Raw genomic sequence first — 15,223 nt, 5'->3', positions numbered from 1 at the left:
TCTTGACGGCGTCAAGAGAGGACAACGAAACGCATCCCGCGCTCCCGGAGCACGCCCGTATCGTGAGGGCGGTGTGCGAGCCTGCGCCCGGCCGGCCCCATGAATCGCCCGCCGTTGTCAGCCGTCGCCAGCTGTTAGGGGTGGCCGGCAGCGTGGGCATGGCAGCCATGATCGGCGCTTGCTCGAGTACGACGCGAGTGGATTCTGTCTCGGCAACGAAGGCCGGCGCCACGCCAGCGTCAGCTCCGCTTCCTGCCGCGACGTCGCCGACCAGCGTCAGCCTGACCGCGACCACTTCGGCATTGTTGCTATGCCGAGACGCGTGGGGTGCGCGACCGGCCCGCTCTGGAGGGAAGCGCCACACCATCACCCGGATGACCCTCCACCACGAGGCCGTCGTCCTTGGCGACAACCGCAATGCCCCAGGCCACCTTCGACAGGATCAGCGGTACCACCAGGATCAGCACGGGTGGATCGACATCGCCTATCACGTCGGTGTCGACCGCAATGGCAACGTATACGAACTCCGGAGTACCGAAATCGCGGGCGACACCGCGACGGACTACGACACAACGGGCCATTTCCTAGTCCTCTGCGAAGGAGACTTCGATCAAGAGCCTGTGTCGGAGGCCCAGCTTCAGGGGGCAGCTCGCGCGTTCGCATGGGCCGCCCAGAATTTTCGTATAGCGACCACCACATTGGCGGGCCATCGCGACCTAGCCCAGACGTCTTGCCCTGGTGGAAACCTGTATGCCCACCTTTCCTCGGGTGACCTGAAACGCCGCATCGACGATCTGCTGGCCGCGGGCGGAGTGGACCTCCAGCGCTTCTGCGGATCCGACGCGGCCGCACGGGTTGCGGCAATCGAGGCAGGCAACTGACCAGCGCTCTTTCAAGCGTTTGTCGGCAGAGCTACCGGAAATCGAACCGCACGCATAAGGCCACGAATCCATTCGGTACCCCCATCGGGCGGCGGTGTTTGCGTCGCGGCGGCGTTCACTACAAGCCCTCTGTGGCCTCAAGCGCCGCCGCGCCGGTCAGAGCGCGTTAGTCGCTTCAATCGGTGCCCTTGGTCCTTCGGCTTGCATCTGATCGGCCCTGACAATGAGGGCCAACCTGAGTGATCCTGCCGGTGGGTACATAGCCGTTCAGAAACGAGCTGAAATGTTGCAACCACCGCGTCGGGGGCTCTTGGTAGGCGTTGATGGCTCAGCAGCGGCGCTGGGGGCCGTCCGGTGGGCGGCCCGCGATGCAGCGCTGCGGAATGTGCCGCTGACTCTGGTTCATGTCGTCGACCCCCCCACACCGGGGTGGTTCCAGGCCACCGCGCTGGCCGGCTTCAAGCGATGGCAGGAGGAGCGGGCACGCGAATTCATCAACTCGGCGATCAAGGTCGCCGAAGAGAGCAGTGGTGAGCGCGGTGCTGTGCAAATCGATAGCAAGGTGTTTCATTCGGCCACCGTCCCGACGCTCGTCGGCCTTTCCAAAGAGGTGGAGATGGTCGTGGTCGGTTACCGGGGGCATGGCGGCGTGTTGGTCCGCAGCTTCCTTGGCTCGGTGAGTTCGGGATTGGTCTACCACGCGCATTGCCCAGTCGCCGTGATCCACGACGAGGAACCCCTGATCGGCAATGTCGCACGGGCACCGGTGCTCGTGGGCATCGACGGCTCGTCGGCATCGGAAGCAGCGACTGCGATTGCATTCGACGAAGCGTCGCGAAGAGATGTCGGTTTAATAGCCCTGCACGCCTGGACTGATCTGCGGATTTCCGACTTCAAAGAGGTGTTCCCGAACTTTGATTGGGACGTTGGACTATCTAAGGAGGAGGAAGCGCTTGCCGAACGGCTGGCGGGTTGGCAGGAACGCTATCCCCAGGTGGGGACCCGTCGCAGAATCGAAATTGGTGATCCGGCGCGTTGGCTGATCGAGGCGTCCGAACGGGCGCAACTGATTGTGGTCGGAAGCCACGGCCGCGGCGGGTTTGCCGGCATGTTGTTGGGCTCGGTAGGGGCGGCGGTGGTCAACAGGGCCAAGATCCCTGTGATCGTGGCGCGCTAGTCCTGACGGCGGCCGTTGTCGGTTGGCTAACCAACAAATGCTGATGAGATCTTGCCGCCCATGGGACAAGGCTCGAGCCGAGTGGTTGTTATCGGCAAACCGCCCTCGTCCACCGCCGTCATCCAGGGTGGATAGTGCCAATGCATTCCGGCCACGGGCAGGGTGAGCAATCATCGTTGCCCGTCGCACGCTCTACGACCGTCCCGGCCACGTCGCCTTGAAGCAAGTCATGGTGTACCCCAACATGATTCAATAACCAAAGGGCCTCGGCTGCGGAAATGCGCCAATACGCGCGCCTCGACTGACAGTGCGGAATTGCGCTCCGACACGAAGCAGCAACTGTTCTGTGAACTCGACGTCCCTACGGTGGGCGTTGTCATTCGTCCATGCTGATGGCGCGCTCTGGGCAGTTCGCAATCGCCATCAGTGCTTTGTCTTCCCATTCCGGCGGGATGTTCTCGACATGGACGAATGCCTTGGCGTCGTCATCGACGTCGAAAATCTCGGGGTACGTCAAGGCACAGCGACTGTGACCCTGGCAGGCATCGAGGTCTATCCGTACGCGCATCGTTTTCTCTCCCCTGGAGCCGAAGTTCAATTGAATCTTGACCGCGCGCCTAATCGAGGCCCTGGAGTCGAGTGCCGATCACAGATTCAGCGGTAAGCTCCGCGATCGCGGCTTCCTCCAGTCCGAGCAGTCCCTTCAAGATGGTCTCGTTGTGCTCTCCGACGGTGGGCGCCGGGGACCGACACCATCGATCGACACTTCGGAATCGGAATGGAACGGTCGGCACCTGGTGCTGACCGACGATCGAATGATCCAAGTGTTCGAAGTAGCCGCGCGCGATCATCTGCGGGTGTTGAGGGCTGAGCCGCGCGTCGTAAAGCGGTGAGGCAGGAACTCCGGAAGCCGACAGCGTGGCCGCCACCTCGGTGCAGTCTTGGCCAGATACCCACTGCTCCAGATGCTTATCGATCAAATCATGTGCACGCCAACGCCCTTCGTGCGTATCGAGCGCGGGATCATCCGCCCAGCCTGGCCGACCGAGCACGATTTTCAAAGCCGCCCATTGCTCGTCGGATGCGACGGAGACAGCCAACCACTGTTCGTGACCGCGGCACGGGTACAGGCCCTGCGGCGCCGCGTCCCTACTCCGGTTGCCCAACCGCGACAGTATGGTGCCGTAAGCGGTGTACTCAATGGCTTGCTCAGCGGCAGCATTCAGTGCCGCCTCCACCATGGATACTTCGATGAATGAGCCGTGACCGGTCTGCTCGCGCTGGCGCAGGCCGAGAAGCATCGCAAAAGCGGAATGCATACCTGCCAACGGGTCACATGGGCCACGCGGGATCCGGGGTTGGTCATATTCGTGGCCGGTCACCCAAGCCATGCCGGTCATCTGTTCCATGGTTTGCGCGAAACCGACGTTGTTCCGCCACGGTCCGTCCAGACCGAAGGCGGGCATACGGGTCATGATCAGCCGCGGGTTGACAGCACTCAGTGCTTCCCAGGTGATACCGAAATTCTCGAAGACGCGCGGTGAAAAATTCTCCACCACCAGATCGACTTGCTCGACAAGCCGGAAGAACAACTCTCGGCCCTTTTCACTTGAAAGGTCGAGGGTCAAACCCTTCTTGTTGGTGTTGGTGGCCAGAAACATGGCCGAGCGCTCCCACCAGTTGGGCTGGTCGATGAATGCTGCGGCTGTCATCCGCGCGCCGTCCGGATGCTGAATTGACTCGAGGTGAATCACGTCGGCGCCCAGCGCGGCGAGGATGTGGCTGGACGAGGGCCCAGCCCACCAAGCGGTCGCGTCGATGACCCTGATGCCCGCCAAAGGGAGGCTCACAGTTGACTGAGTTACCTCCGTTTTCCTCGGCTTCGCGGGAAGTTCAGAAGCATCGAGCTCTCCGAGTCGCGGCGCAGGCTTGGACCTGCTGCCCGGCCTCATCCCGGCGATTCGGTAGGGCGGAAGCGGATAGGTGAATGAGCCGTCAGCGCTGACGCTCCAGACGCCGCGCGCGGCGAAGTGTGGGTGGTCCAGAACGGTCCGGCCGTTGTTGACCTGTGCGACCGGAATCCGAAGTGCCGAGGCGAGTTCGACGATCTCTTCCGTGGTGTGCCGGGTGGTCCAGTCACGCACGATCTTGTTCCATTCCTCCATTCGCTCGTATCGAGTCGGAGCAAGGGCCCAGGCCGCATCCTCCTCCAGGAGGTCGTCGCGCTCGATCATGAGCAAGAAGGATTCGAATTGCTGACGGGTGTTGGTATTGAACCCAACCCAGCCGTCGGCCGTCGGCTCGATTGAGGGCAGTTCAGTCATTCGCGGTGGAGCCGAAATCGGTGGACTGCCGGCGAGCGCGTAGTACAAGTCGATGAAGCCGCTGGCGCTGAGGTGGCATGCCTCCATCAACGAACAGTCGATGATCTCGCCGCCGCCTCCGTCACGGGCACGAAGGAATGCAGCCAGCGCACCAACCGCCGCATAGCTTCCGAGGACCCATTCGAAGACGCGGCCACCAGCTTGCAGGGGTGGCTGGTCCGGTCTGGCCCGCAGACCCATGGTTCCGCTTTCGGCCTGCAGCGTGAACTCTGTTGCTGGCTTGTCGCGATACGGACCGGTCAGGCCGAACGGTGACATCACTGCGATCACCAGATGTGGCAATCGACGCAGTAATTCGTCGTGGTCGATTCGGCCGCAGGCTCCGGCATCGATCACGATGTCGGCTCCGGCAAGCAAATCATCGACGTGCGGTTCGCCGTAAACCCCCACGGCCGAGCGCTTTCCGGCGTTCAGAAATGTGAACAGAGCCCCGTCGTCGTCCGCGCGCCGCCCCGTCCCCCTGCGACGAAGCCGATCGCCGCGTGGTGACTCAACCTTGATCACTTCGGCGCCAACGTCTGCGAACAGCTTGCCGCAGTACGGCCCGGCAATCTCGTCGGCGATCTCGACGATCCGCACACCCTGGAGGATCTTCATTCAGATCACTCCGTCGCGGTGCAGCTCAGCGAGTTCCGTCTCGTCGCAGCCGGCCAGTGTCGTGAGCACCTCGTCGGTGTGCGCCCCGACGGTCGGCGGCAGTGCCGCGGCGAACGGATGGTCGGGCTTGGTCTTGATCGGCGATGCAATCAGCCGCAAAGGCGGCCGGTTCGCGGCGGGCGGCTCATACACCATGTGCCGTGCCGCGACGTGTTCATCGTCAAGCAGGTCGCTGCTCTCGAAGGCCGGAGCACCAGCGATATCGGTGGCTATGAAGAAGTCAGTCCACTCACGACGACTTCGGCTCTTGAAGATCGCGGTGAGCTCACTGCGCAGGTGTTCGTCGGCGTGCGGATCGTCACCCAGACGCGCGCGGCCAAGCTCGTAGAGATCCATTCGGTCTACGGCTTCGCAGAATCTGCGCCAGAACTTGTCTTCCAACGCATTGAACACCACATAGTTACCGTCGCCGGTTTCGTAGTACTGATACCGCAGCGACGCGTGCACACCGTCTGAGTAGCCGAAAAGACCGTTCGCGTGCGCCGTGAGTCTTTGGAAGTTCCACGCGATCGCGGCGTCGACTTGGGAGACCTCGACGTATTGCGCTCGCCCGTCGCGGCGGGCGCTGTGCAGTGCAGCGAGAACCGCCATCGCGGCGTAGAGCGGACCGGCCAACACACCCGTCGTGCCGGTGGCACCGGCCGACAGGCGCGGTGTGCCATCGGCCTCGATCAGCGGCGGGTTCAGGCCGGCGAAGCAGTCGAAGGACAGCCCATGTGTTGGAAGCTTGGCGTATGGGCCGTAGCTACCCATCCCGTTGAGGCTGCAATAGACAATTGTCGGGTTGAGTTCGACGAGGTCGTCATAGCCGAGGCCGAGTCGCTCGGCGGCACCCGCCCGCAAGCCGTCGATCACCACTGTGGCTTCCGCGGCGAGGCGACGAAAAATCGCCATCCCCTTCTCCGATTTCAAATTGAGCGTGACGCTCTTCTTACCGCGGTTCCATTGGAGGTTTTGCACGTTGTCTGGCGGAAAGAGTTCGCCGCGGAATCCGCCGCCCCCCGGCTGTTCGATCTTTATCACCTCGGCGCCCAGATCGGCGAGGTGTCCACCGAGCGCGTCAGGCGAGAAGAGGGACAGCTCGAGCACTCGAACATCGTTAAGCACGGCAGTTAACCTTTCAGAATTCCGATGCCCGCGTGAACCGAAGCCTCACATCCACGAGATCGACTTGATCTCGGTGAACTCCTCGAATCCCCAGCGGCCCTGCTCGCGCCCAAGACCGCTGTGCTTGAAACCACCGAAAGGGCCTCCGCCGTTGAACATTCCACGCGCGGGCACCGACCAGCCTGGACCCTCGCCGTTGCCCGGATTAGGACCGGGATCTGCCGGCCCACCGCCGCAGCACTGGACGATGATCGTGCCGGTACGGATTTGGCGCGCCACGTTAAAGCCGCGTGCGGCGTTGTGTGTCATGACGAGCCCTGCGAGTCCGTAGTCGGAATCGTTGGCGATCTGTACCGCCTCGTCTTGACTCTGGTAAGTCTGCACTGTCAGAACTGGGCCGAACACTTCTTCCCGGCAGATCCGCATGTCGTTGTGACAGTTGACGAACGCCGTCGGCTCGTAGAAGAACCCTCTGCTCAGATGTTCGGGCCGCTTGCCTCCAACCACCAGCGTGGCTCCTTCGTCGAGCGCCGATTGCACGTAGCTCTCGACTCGCTGCCGCTGCTGTTCACGGATCAGCGGACCCACCACCGTGGCCGGGTCGCGGGGATCACCGATAGTGAGGTTCGGCGCCATGGCCTTCACGCCGTCGATGTAGGAATCGAGCAAGTGCTCCGGTAGCAACAGGCGCGACGCCGCAACACACGCCTGCCCCGAATGCATGAGCACTTGTCCGAAACCGATACCGGCGGCCTCGGATTCGGTGACGTCGTCAAGAACGATGTGAGCACTCTTCCCGCCCAATTCCAGCTGGGCCCGCTTCATCGTCCGTGCCGAAACCTCCCGGATGCGCTTTCCAGTTTCCGTTGATCCGGTGAAAGCGATCATGTCCACGAGGGGATTCGTTGACAACTCCTCCCCCACATCACCGCCACCCACCACGACGTTGAAGACACCCGCCGGTATGCCGGCTTCCTCGCCTATGCGGGCGAGTTCCAGTGCATTCATCGGCGTCCACGGATGTGGTTTCAACACGACGGTGCAACCGACCGCCAGCGCTGGCAAGCACTTTTGCAGGTTGATCGAGAAGGGGAAGTTGAACGGTGTGATCACGCCGACCACCCCGACGGGTTCACGAACGACGACAGTCCCGCCGAGCCCGGTCGGTGACACCGTCGGTCCTCCCGGAGTTTCCACCCAGGTGACGTCGTGCTCGACGAAATCGCTGTAATAGTGGGATGCTTCGATCGCTCCGCCCACCTGTAGAAAGTCGGTAAGGAAGCCCACTGAGCCGATCTCGGAAACGATGAGTTCGCGAAGTTCGTCGCGCCGCGACTCCATGATCTCGCTGAAGCGCTTCAGTATTCTCGCGCGGTCGCGCACTGACATCCACGGCCAAGGACCTTCGTCGAAGGCCCGGCGCGCGGCTTCGATGGCCATGACGGCTTGTTTGGCACTGCCGTCGAGAACGCGACCGACTACTTCTTCGGTGGCCGGGTCGACCACCTCGATTAGTCCGCCGGCGTTGTCGCTGGTCCATCGACCGTCGATGAAGTTTTCGTACTGGCGGATCGCCACACTGTCCCCTTCGTGTCGGGGCCGAGCCCGTCTATCGCTACTTTGCCACCGGGTACGGAGCAGGCTCGAAGTTGAAGACACGCCGGGCATTGCCTTGCAGCACCTTGTACTTATCCGCGTCCGATCTGCCCTCGAGGCTCTTGAGCGCGGCCTCCAGCGAACGCGGCCACAGGCTGTCGGTGTGCGGGTAGTCGGTTTCGATCATCACGTTCTCGACACCGATGTAATCGAGGTTGGCAGCGCCGAATTCGTCCTCGATGAAGCAGCCGTAGATGTGATCGCGGAACAACTGCCGAGGCGACTCCGGGAAGATGGCGGGGTCCGTGGCGATCGCGCTCATTCGCATGGTTGCCGGGTCGACCGTCCAGTTGTTGGCTCGTAGGTAGCGATATTCGGCGGCGACGTGCTCAGCCCGCTCTAGCAGATACGGGATCCACCCGATGCCGCCCTCGGCGAGAACGATCTTGAGGTCGGGGAACTTCTGCAGCTTGCCCGAGAACAGCCAGTCCGTCGTCGAGTGGGCCAGGTTGAGACCAATGTTGACCGACTGCACACCGAATGGCGCGTCCGGTGACGTGTTCGGGCTGACCGACGACGACCCGATATGCGTGCAGAGCGGCATCTTTGTTTCGTTCGCGGCCGCGAAGAACCCATCCCACTCCCCCGAGTGGATCGAGGGAAAGCCGAGAGCGTGCACATTCTCCGAGAACGCGATCGCCTTCGCGCCCTTGTCCGCGCACCGGTGCACTTCGGCGACGGCCAGTGCGGTGTCCCACAGCGGAACGATGATCATCGGAATGTAGCGGCCCGGCGCCGCCCCACACCACTCGTCGATGATGTAGTCGTTGTATGCGGTGAGGCACTTCAGACCGAGTTCCCGGTCCTGAACTTGCGAAAATACCTGTCCGCAAAAGCGTGGAAAGAACGGGAAGTTCAACCCCGCGATGACGTGATCCTCGTCCATGTCTGGGATTCGGGCCGTCGGGTCGTAGTAAACCTTCGGCAGTTCGTCGTAGTTGACGGGAAGCGGGGAGTAATCGTCGGGCTGCTGATGGGCGGCCACCAAGATGCCCATGACAGTGGCGCGGTGCTTCTCGTAGACCCACGTGTCCACACCGTCGATGCGTTCGACGTGCGGCACGCGGTCGCGGTCAGCGGCGGATGCGCGGTCGACCCACACGTTCGGCGGCTCGATGATGTGATCGTCAACGGAGATGAGCCACTGCAGATCTTGTTCCACCGATACTCCCTAGGCCGTTGTGTGGTCGTCCGCCGGATGCGCGTCGGGCTGGTCGGGCGGAGCGCGCTTGATCGCCGACGACTCCCAACCTCTTCGGACACTATGAGCGTGAATTGAACTTGTCAAGTAACACTCGATAAGTGCTGCCGGCGATTATCGAGTGACACTTGACGACCGGTTTTTGGGCATCTATCGTGCGAAAACACGGCTTTCGGACGTACGAGTCGGCCCGAGGCCGACCGCTGCAGGAGGACCGCGTAGCGAAGCCGCGACACCGACGTCGTGGTCGCAACAAGAGAAGGATTACGCCCCAGTGCCCAAGTCGCTCGAGGACCATGCCGAGAACTTCGATCTTCGCCACGAGGATTTCAAGGATCCGGACTTCTTGTACGAGCTGTATTCGCACATGCGCGACAAGGCAGCGATCGCGCATACCGACTTCCCGTTTCTGAGCACGCGGGAAGACGGTGCCTGGTTGGCGATGACATACGACGAGTGCTACGAAATCCTCAGGGACTGGGAGACCTTTTCGAGCACGCCCCCGCCCGGCGACGTTATGCAGCTATCGGGTGACGTCGTCATCCTCTTGGACCCACCACGCCAGCAGGCGCTCCGCAAAGTGCTCAATCCTTACTTCTCCCCAGGCCGCATGAAGCAGCTGCAACCGCAGATCCGCGCCGAAACCGATGCATTGATCAATGAGTTCATCGAGGACGGTCGCGGCGATTTGGCGGTGGTCGCCTGGCAGCAACCTGGGATCGTGTTCTTCAAGTATCTGCTCGGCATGCCGGTCGGCGACGTTCCGCTGTGCATCGAACTCACGGATACAGCGCTGAACGGGGAAACCGAAGAGATCCGCCTAACGGCTTGGGGCGGCCTCTACCAGCACATCACCAATGCCGTCACAACACGGATGCAAGGCGAACCTCAAGACGACATGATTGACGTCCTGCTATCGGCGGAGATCGACGGTGTCAGACTGAAATTCGATGACGTCGTATCGAACGCAATGCTATTGGTGCAAGCGGGCTTGGAGACGACGGCTAGCGCGATGTCGTGCGCTTTCCACTACCTGGGCACCCGTCCCGATGAACGGGATCGGCTGATCCATGAACCCGAGCTCATGCCGACTGCGGTCGAGGAACTGATCCGCTTCGCCGGCTCGATTCACGGCATCCCGCGAACGGTTACCAAGGAGGTCCAGATCGGTGGGCAGAACCTATGCCCAGGGCAATCGGTCATCGTCAACTACGCATCCGCCAATCGCGACGACCGCGAGTTTCCCGATGCGCACCGATGCCTCCTCGACCGAGAAACCAACCGCCATCTCGGATTTGGCGCCGGTGTTCACCGTTGCCTGGGCTCTAACCTTGCGCGGCTGGAGTTTCGCATCGGCGTCGAGCAGGTGTTGGCCCGGATGCCCGACTACACCGTAGCGACCGATGCTGAGTCGGTCTTTCACGGTAACTCCGTGACCCGAGGGTTCCGCAAGATTCCGGTGGTGTTCACACCCGGACCGCGAGTGACACTGGGCTGACGCGTTCAGTTCGACGGTCAGTGTTCGTGAATGATCACGCCGCGAATGTTTCGGCCGGCGAGCATGTCGTCGTATGCGTCGTTGATGTCGGCCAGCTTGTATTCGGTGGTGACTGTTTCATCCAGTAGGAGCTTGCCCTCGCGATAGAGGCTGAGCAGTCGCGGAATGTCGGAGCGCGGGTTAGCCTCCCCGTAAAGGCTTCCCAGCAGTCGCTTTTGAAACAGCGTGACCATCGCGACCATCGACATCGGCAGGGTCGTCGTCATGTCGAGCATCGATCCCAGCGCGGTGACCACGACGGCGCCGTTCTTGCTGACGATGTTGAGTGCGTCGACGATCATCGGGGCTTCCACCAGTCCGACCGTCACAATCGCGGAGTCGGCCATCACGCCGCGGGTCAGATCCGCCACCAAGGCCGTCGCCTCCTCCATCGACGTCGCGAAGTGGGTGGCTCCGAACTGAGACACCATGTTCCGCTTGCCTTCTACGATATCGACGGCGATGATCTTCTCGGCCCCGGCCAGCCGCGCGCCCTGGATCGCGCCACTGCCAATACCGCCGCACCCAATCACCACGACAGTGTCGCCCGGTATGACTCCCGCGGTGTTAACCGCCGAGCCCCAGCCAGTGGTCACGCCGCAGCCGACAAGACAAGCCCGGCTCAGCGGGAGGTCCTCGTCGATCTTGACCACCGATGCCTCCGGCACGGTGCCGTATTGCGCAAATGCGCCGAGCCAGGCCAGCGCGCCGATGTCGCGGCCCTTGGCGTGACGGCGGAAGCCCCCGTCCAGTTGCTCGCCGGTCGCCATCTGGGCGCCGAGATCACACAGATTCTGGTGGCCGCTCGAACACCAACGGCATCGCCCGCACGCCGGCAGGAACAAGCCCACCACGTGATCGCCGACCTTCAGGTTCCGCACACCCGGTCCAACCTCTTGGACGATGCCGGCACCCTCGTGCCCGCCCACCAGCGGGAGTGTCAGGGGAAGGTCACCCTCGCGAACATGGTGATCGGAGTGGCATAGGCCGGTCGCCTCGAAAGAGACAAGCACCTCGCCTTCTTTGGGGCCGTCAAGCTCAATCTCTTCGACGCTCCATGTCTGGTGGACGTCCCACAAAACCGCCGCGTTCATCTTCATTGTCGACGCATTTAACGGCGTTGCGATCGTGTTGTCAAGCGTTACTTGATAGTAGGTCGGGGTGCGAGCCAGCGATCTGAAGGAGAGCAATCCAGGCTGGTCGAACACCACTCGCAGTCGGTTCACGGAGTGCACCGTCGCGTTACTGTGTCCCAATGGCCACCAACGGCGCGAAGCGTGTCCGGGATAAGGACGGGAAGCAGCGCGCTCTAGTGGAGGCGGCGGCTGAGGTATTCGCTGAACAGGGCTTTGAGGCGGCGGTGACGAAGGAGATCGCTCGACGCGCCGGCTGCTCGGAGTCCATGCTCTTCCACTATTTCGGCGATAAGCAGGGCATCTTCGAACAGGTCGTATCGCGTCAGATCGCTGAGGGAGTTACCGAAGCAGAAGACAAAGTCATGGAGGCTTTGCCTAACCAATTCGTCGAGTTTGTCGAGCAGCTTTTCGAGACGCGACTTCACCAGGGCCACGGCACGGTGCCGGGCTGGGACATAGCGGGACGCGCGTTATCTGACCCCTCGTTCTCCATGCGAGTCGTGCGTCCCAATCACGAGCACCGTGTGTCGGTGATCGCCAAGGGCGTCGCCCATTACCGAGATCTCGGCCAAATCACTCCCAACGTTGACCCCGTTACTCTGGCGGAGTTGCTCGCTAATTTCACGATCTTCACCACGACCGTCGGTCCGCGCTGGTTCGGTACCACCGAGCCCGAGATTCGCGCTCAAATAGAACTCGGGGCTCGAATCTTCGCCGAGGGAGTCCGGCCGTCCTCTCCTAGCAAGATCACCAAACGGCCTGGGCCGCGTCGGTCACGATCACGATCGGGTGCGTGAGGCGCTACTACTACCCCGCGACCGCGCGTCGTCGCTAGGTGCGACAGCCTCATCGCCGCTCGATATCGAACGATGCTTGCGGTAGACGCGGGTCCACTTTGGATTTCGCGACGATTTCGGCACCGGTACTTGATGCCGACGATCGCATTGCCCACGTCCGCACAGAGATAGTCGGCTGCGAGCTCCTCGGCGATCGCTGTCGTATTGGACGCGGAGCGGCCTACTACGACGACGTTGTCACCGGCGGCAGCCAACCGGCGTGCCGCTGCTGCTCCGATGCCGTCACTCGGGCCGGTGATGACGATGGTCCGCTTCGGCACCTGCGTCGCAGCCCTCGATCGGCGCCCGCTGAACTGAACCAGCAAACTGGTAATCCTTACTAGTTGTACCTACAGTAAGTCAGGGCCCGATGGATTGGCAACCGCTCCAATCGGCTCGCGACGAGCCCGCCCGACACCCGCTATCGCCTGAGAGGCAACGCCTGTGACTTCATCTCCTGGCACTACGACCGCGAAGCGTCGCGTGGTTCACGTCGGCACCGGCACGACGGGAAGCGTGGCCCTCCGCGCGATCATCGACGACCCCGCGCTGGACCTGATCGGGGTCAAAGTGTCGTCTCCAACGAAGATGGGCACCGATGCCGGTCGGTTGTGCGGCCGCCCCGATGTGGGCATCGCAGCGACGGACGATGTGGCGGCAGTCCTGGACGCCAAGCCGGATTGCATCGCCTACTGCGCGACCGCCGTCCGACGTGAAGACGAGGTGATCGCCGACATCGTCGGCTACCTGGAAGCCGGCATCAACGTCGTCACCATCTCAGCGATCCCGATGGTCTATCCGAAAGCGGCCCCGGCGAAATGGCGCGATCCGATCGAAAAGGCTGCTCAAAATGGCAACGCAACCTTTTATGCCACCGGATGCGAACCCGGTTTCGTGAGCCTGAACCTGCCGACCGCCTTGCTGACCGGTGCGGGTGTTATCGATTCCTACCGCATGGACGAGTACGCCCTCGACCTCGATTTGTCCTATCCGATCTGGGAAGTCCTCCACGAGTCGATGGGTTTCGGAAAGCCTCACGGCCACGTTCCCATCCGCATTGCGGTGGGCAAAGTGAACAACGACTGGGAACCCGTCGTGCGCTACATCGCAGACACGCTGTCCGTCGAGGTCGACAGAGTGGCACTGGATTGGGAGACGATCCTCGCCCCTGACGACCTCGACACCGCACTCGGCGTGATCCCGAAGGACACGATCTGCGCTCACCGCTGGCAACTCGCCGCGATCCACGACGAGCGACCGGTCGTGTCGGTGCAGTACTTCGCGACAGTGACCTCCACGCCGTGGCCCGACACCTGGCCGCGCCCAACGCAACCCGGCAAGGGCGGAATGGTGTTCCGCATCGAGGGGTCGCCCAACATGACCCTCGATCTGCACCTCGATCCGTCGCCCAACGACGCCACCAATCCCGGTGTCGCTGCGACGGCCATGGCGGCGATCAACGCGATACCGGCTGTGATCGACGCCCGACCCGGACTCCTGCCCGCGCCACTGGCCGGTCCCTCGATCGTCACCCGGCAAGCCCGTCGCCGCTGACAGGACAAATCCGGAAACCGTTGACTGGGTCCGAGGCGTTCGCGCCATTTGGCGGGAGTAAGAAGGTGAGGGTGCAAGGTCCAACGCCGCGGCGACAATCGCGCCGACGAGCGCGAGGCTCGCTGACCGCGGACGCGATCGTGGAAACCGCCTTCGCGGTAGCAGCAGACTCATCGATCGATGAGCTCAGCATTCCATTGGTCGCCAAATCGCTGGGAGTGGGCGTAACCAGCGTCTATTGGCACGTGCGCAACAAGTCAGAGCTTCTCGACGCCATGACCGATCGCGCGTTGCGTCGCAGCGGGATGCCGGCCTTCGTGGAATCGGACGATTGGCGCGAGTCGTTGATGGCGCATGCCCGCGGAGTGCGGCAGACGTTCCTCGGTGATCCGGTGTTGACGGATCTGATACTCATTCGAGGTGCACTGAGCCCGATGGCACGACGGCTCGGCGCACAGGAGACGGAGAAGGCGATCGCCAGCATGATCGAAGGCGGCCTCGATGAGCAGACGGCTCAGGAAACGTACGCGGCGGTCTCGGAGCTCGTCCGGGGTTCGGTACTTCTCAAGCGGTTGGCGCACAAGCACAGCGCAGCCCGCGAGGTGGAATTCGCCGATGACGGCGCGTTCGCCGATGCCGCACTGTTACAAGACAATCGAGCGTTCGAGCTCCTCTTGACGTCCGTGCTCGCCGACGTCTCGCGTCGGATCACCGATTAAGCCGCTGCGCTGAACCTCTAGGTCGCGAACGCGCGCCGCGCCGCCCCCAATTTGCACCTACCTCACGACCGGTCCCCTGTTCCACAAGGGTAGCGAGGCAACAGCTCTTATCGTTCGGTCCACCGCTGTTGGACGATTGCGGCTTAGCGATGGTTATGCCAACGCGACCGCTCAGCAGGGAAACGAGGACGCGGTGGACGCCGGAACAGACGTCAGCACGATTGGGCCGACGCAGTTGATCGCGGTCGGGTTCAAACCCAGGGTCGATTTCATCAGCACCATCATCGAGGAGATTGACAAGCTAGTGGTGTGTCCCGTCATTAGCTGATGGTTTGTAGGGCGACGCGTCCGCGCCGGACTTTCTCCAGAATGGAGTCG

Annotated in this window: 13 protein-coding genes and 1 pseudogene; 7 read left to right on the top strand and 7 right to left on the bottom strand. The window is 62.4% G+C overall.

The window, feature by feature from the left end:
* Window positions 1–302: 302 nt before the first annotated feature.
* Together AWC17_RS13700 and AWC17_RS13695 are read left to right on the top strand one after the other, a co-directional pair.
* Window positions 303–881: an N-acetylmuramoyl-L-alanine amidase gene (locus AWC17_RS13700; protein ID WP_308292914.1), complete on the top strand. Its 579-nt coding sequence runs from the start codon at window positions 303–305 to the stop codon at window positions 879–881.
* 283 nt (window positions 882–1,164) lie between these two features.
* Complete coding sequence (locus AWC17_RS13695; RefSeq protein ID WP_046183510.1) at window positions 1,165–2,058, top strand: universal stress protein; 894 nt, start codon at window positions 1,165–1,167, stop codon at window positions 2,056–2,058.
* A 376-nt stretch (window positions 2,059–2,434) separates the two neighbouring features.
* On the opposite strand, the gene AWC17_RS13690 is transcribed toward AWC17_RS13695, so the two are convergent.
* From AWC17_RS13690 to AWC17_RS13670, 5 genes are read right to left on the bottom strand one after another with little or no spacing between them, the layout of a single operon-like run.
* Window positions 2,435–2,626, bottom strand: a complete 192-nt coding sequence (locus tag AWC17_RS13690; protein WP_046183509.1) for a ferredoxin — start codon at window positions 2,624–2,626, stop codon at window positions 2,435–2,437.
* 49 nt (window positions 2,627–2,675) lie between these two features.
* Window positions 2,676–5,039, bottom strand: coding sequence for a CaiB/BaiF CoA transferase family protein (locus AWC17_RS13685; RefSeq protein ID WP_085164786.1), 2,364 nt, complete (start codon window positions 5,037–5,039; stop codon window positions 2,676–2,678).
* On the bottom strand, window positions 5,040–6,206 hold the full coding sequence (locus AWC17_RS13680) for a CaiB/BaiF CoA transferase family protein (RefSeq protein WP_046183507.1): 1,167 nt from the start codon (window positions 6,204–6,206) through the stop codon (window positions 5,040–5,042).
* 45 nt (window positions 6,207–6,251) lie between these two features.
* Window positions 6,252–7,784 (bottom strand): aldehyde dehydrogenase family protein, encoded by a 1,533-nt coding sequence (locus AWC17_RS13675; protein ID WP_046183506.1) that lies wholly within the window; start codon window positions 7,782–7,784, stop codon window positions 6,252–6,254.
* Between the two features lie 37 nt (window positions 7,785–7,821).
* Window positions 7,822–9,024, bottom strand: a complete 1,203-nt coding sequence (locus tag AWC17_RS13670; protein ID WP_046183505.1) for an amidohydrolase family protein — start codon at window positions 9,022–9,024, stop codon at window positions 7,822–7,824.
* Between the two features lie 313 nt (window positions 9,025–9,337).
* Between AWC17_RS13670 and AWC17_RS13665 the strand changes: the two genes are divergently transcribed.
* Window positions 9,338–10,561, top strand: a complete 1,224-nt coding sequence (locus AWC17_RS13665; RefSeq protein WP_046183504.1) for a cytochrome P450 — start codon at window positions 9,338–9,340, stop codon at window positions 10,559–10,561.
* Between the two features lie 17 nt (window positions 10,562–10,578).
* Here the strand turns inward: AWC17_RS13665 and AWC17_RS13660 are convergent, their stop codons facing one another.
* Window positions 10,579–11,700: an NDMA-dependent alcohol dehydrogenase gene (locus AWC17_RS13660; protein ID WP_046183503.1), complete on the bottom strand. Its 1,122-nt coding sequence runs from the start codon at window positions 11,698–11,700 to the stop codon at window positions 10,579–10,581.
* A gap of 155 nt (window positions 11,701–11,855) precedes the next feature.
* Between AWC17_RS13660 and AWC17_RS13655 the strand changes: the two genes are divergently transcribed.
* Window positions 11,856–12,533, top strand: coding sequence for a TetR/AcrR family transcriptional regulator (locus AWC17_RS13655; RefSeq protein ID WP_046183502.1), 678 nt, complete (start codon window positions 11,856–11,858; stop codon window positions 12,531–12,533).
* Window positions 12,534–12,688: 155 nt separating this feature from the next.
* On the opposite strand, the pseudogene AWC17_RS33495 reads toward AWC17_RS13655, so the two are convergent.
* A pseudogene (locus tag AWC17_RS33495) lies at window positions 12,689–12,853 on the bottom strand (SDR family NAD(P)-dependent oxidoreductase); the annotation flags it as partial.
* A gap of 352 nt (window positions 12,854–13,205) precedes the next feature.
* On the opposite strand from AWC17_RS33495, the gene AWC17_RS13645 reads away from it, so the two are divergent.
* The 3 genes from AWC17_RS13645 to AWC17_RS33835 all read left to right on the top strand — a co-directional run bounded on the left by AWC17_RS13645 (window position 13,206) and on the right by AWC17_RS33835 (window position 15,173).
* Window positions 13,206–14,126, top strand: coding sequence for a dihydrodipicolinate reductase (locus AWC17_RS13645; RefSeq protein WP_046183518.1), 921 nt, complete (start codon window positions 13,206–13,208; stop codon window positions 14,124–14,126).
* 140 nt (window positions 14,127–14,266) lie between these two features.
* On the top strand, window positions 14,267–14,845 hold the full coding sequence (locus AWC17_RS13640; RefSeq protein ID WP_052742758.1) for a TetR/AcrR family transcriptional regulator: 579 nt from the start codon (window positions 14,267–14,269) through the stop codon (window positions 14,843–14,845).
* A 193-nt stretch (window positions 14,846–15,038) separates the two neighbouring features.
* Window positions 15,039–15,173 carry a hypothetical protein gene (locus AWC17_RS33835; RefSeq protein ID WP_264055742.1) on the top strand — a complete coding sequence of 45 codons (135 nt, stop codon included), beginning with the start codon at window positions 15,039–15,041 and terminating at the stop codon, window positions 15,171–15,173.
* The last annotated feature ends 50 nt before the right edge of the window (window positions 15,174–15,223 follow it).

It is taken from the genome of Mycobacterium nebraskense (assembly GCF_002102255.1).
In the GTDB taxonomy this organism is placed as follows: Bacteria; Actinomycetota; Actinomycetes; order Mycobacteriales; family Mycobacteriaceae; genus Mycobacterium; species Mycobacterium nebraskense.
This window is presented reverse-complemented; position numbering and strand designations above follow the sequence as displayed.

Bases quoted from the DNA above. Each gene is read 5' to 3' on its own strand.
- AWC17_RS13660 (WP_046183503.1), bottom strand. From the start codon at position 11,700: ATGAAGATGAACGCGGCGGTTTTGTGGGACGTCCACCAGACATGGAGC.
- AWC17_RS13655 (WP_046183502.1), top strand. From the start codon at position 11,856: ATGGCCACCAACGGCGCGAAGCGTGTCCGGGATAAGGACGGGAAGCAG.
- AWC17_RS13685 (WP_085164786.1), bottom strand. From the start codon at position 5,039: ATGAAGATCCTCCAGGGTGTGCGGATCGTCGAGATCGCCGACGAGATT.
- AWC17_RS13690 (WP_046183509.1), bottom strand. From the start codon at position 2,626: ATGCGCGTACGGATAGACCTCGATGCCTGCCAGGGTCACAGTCGCTGT.
- AWC17_RS13695 (WP_046183510.1), top strand. From the start codon at position 1,165: ATGTTGCAACCACCGCGTCGGGGGCTCTTGGTAGGCGTTGATGGCTCA.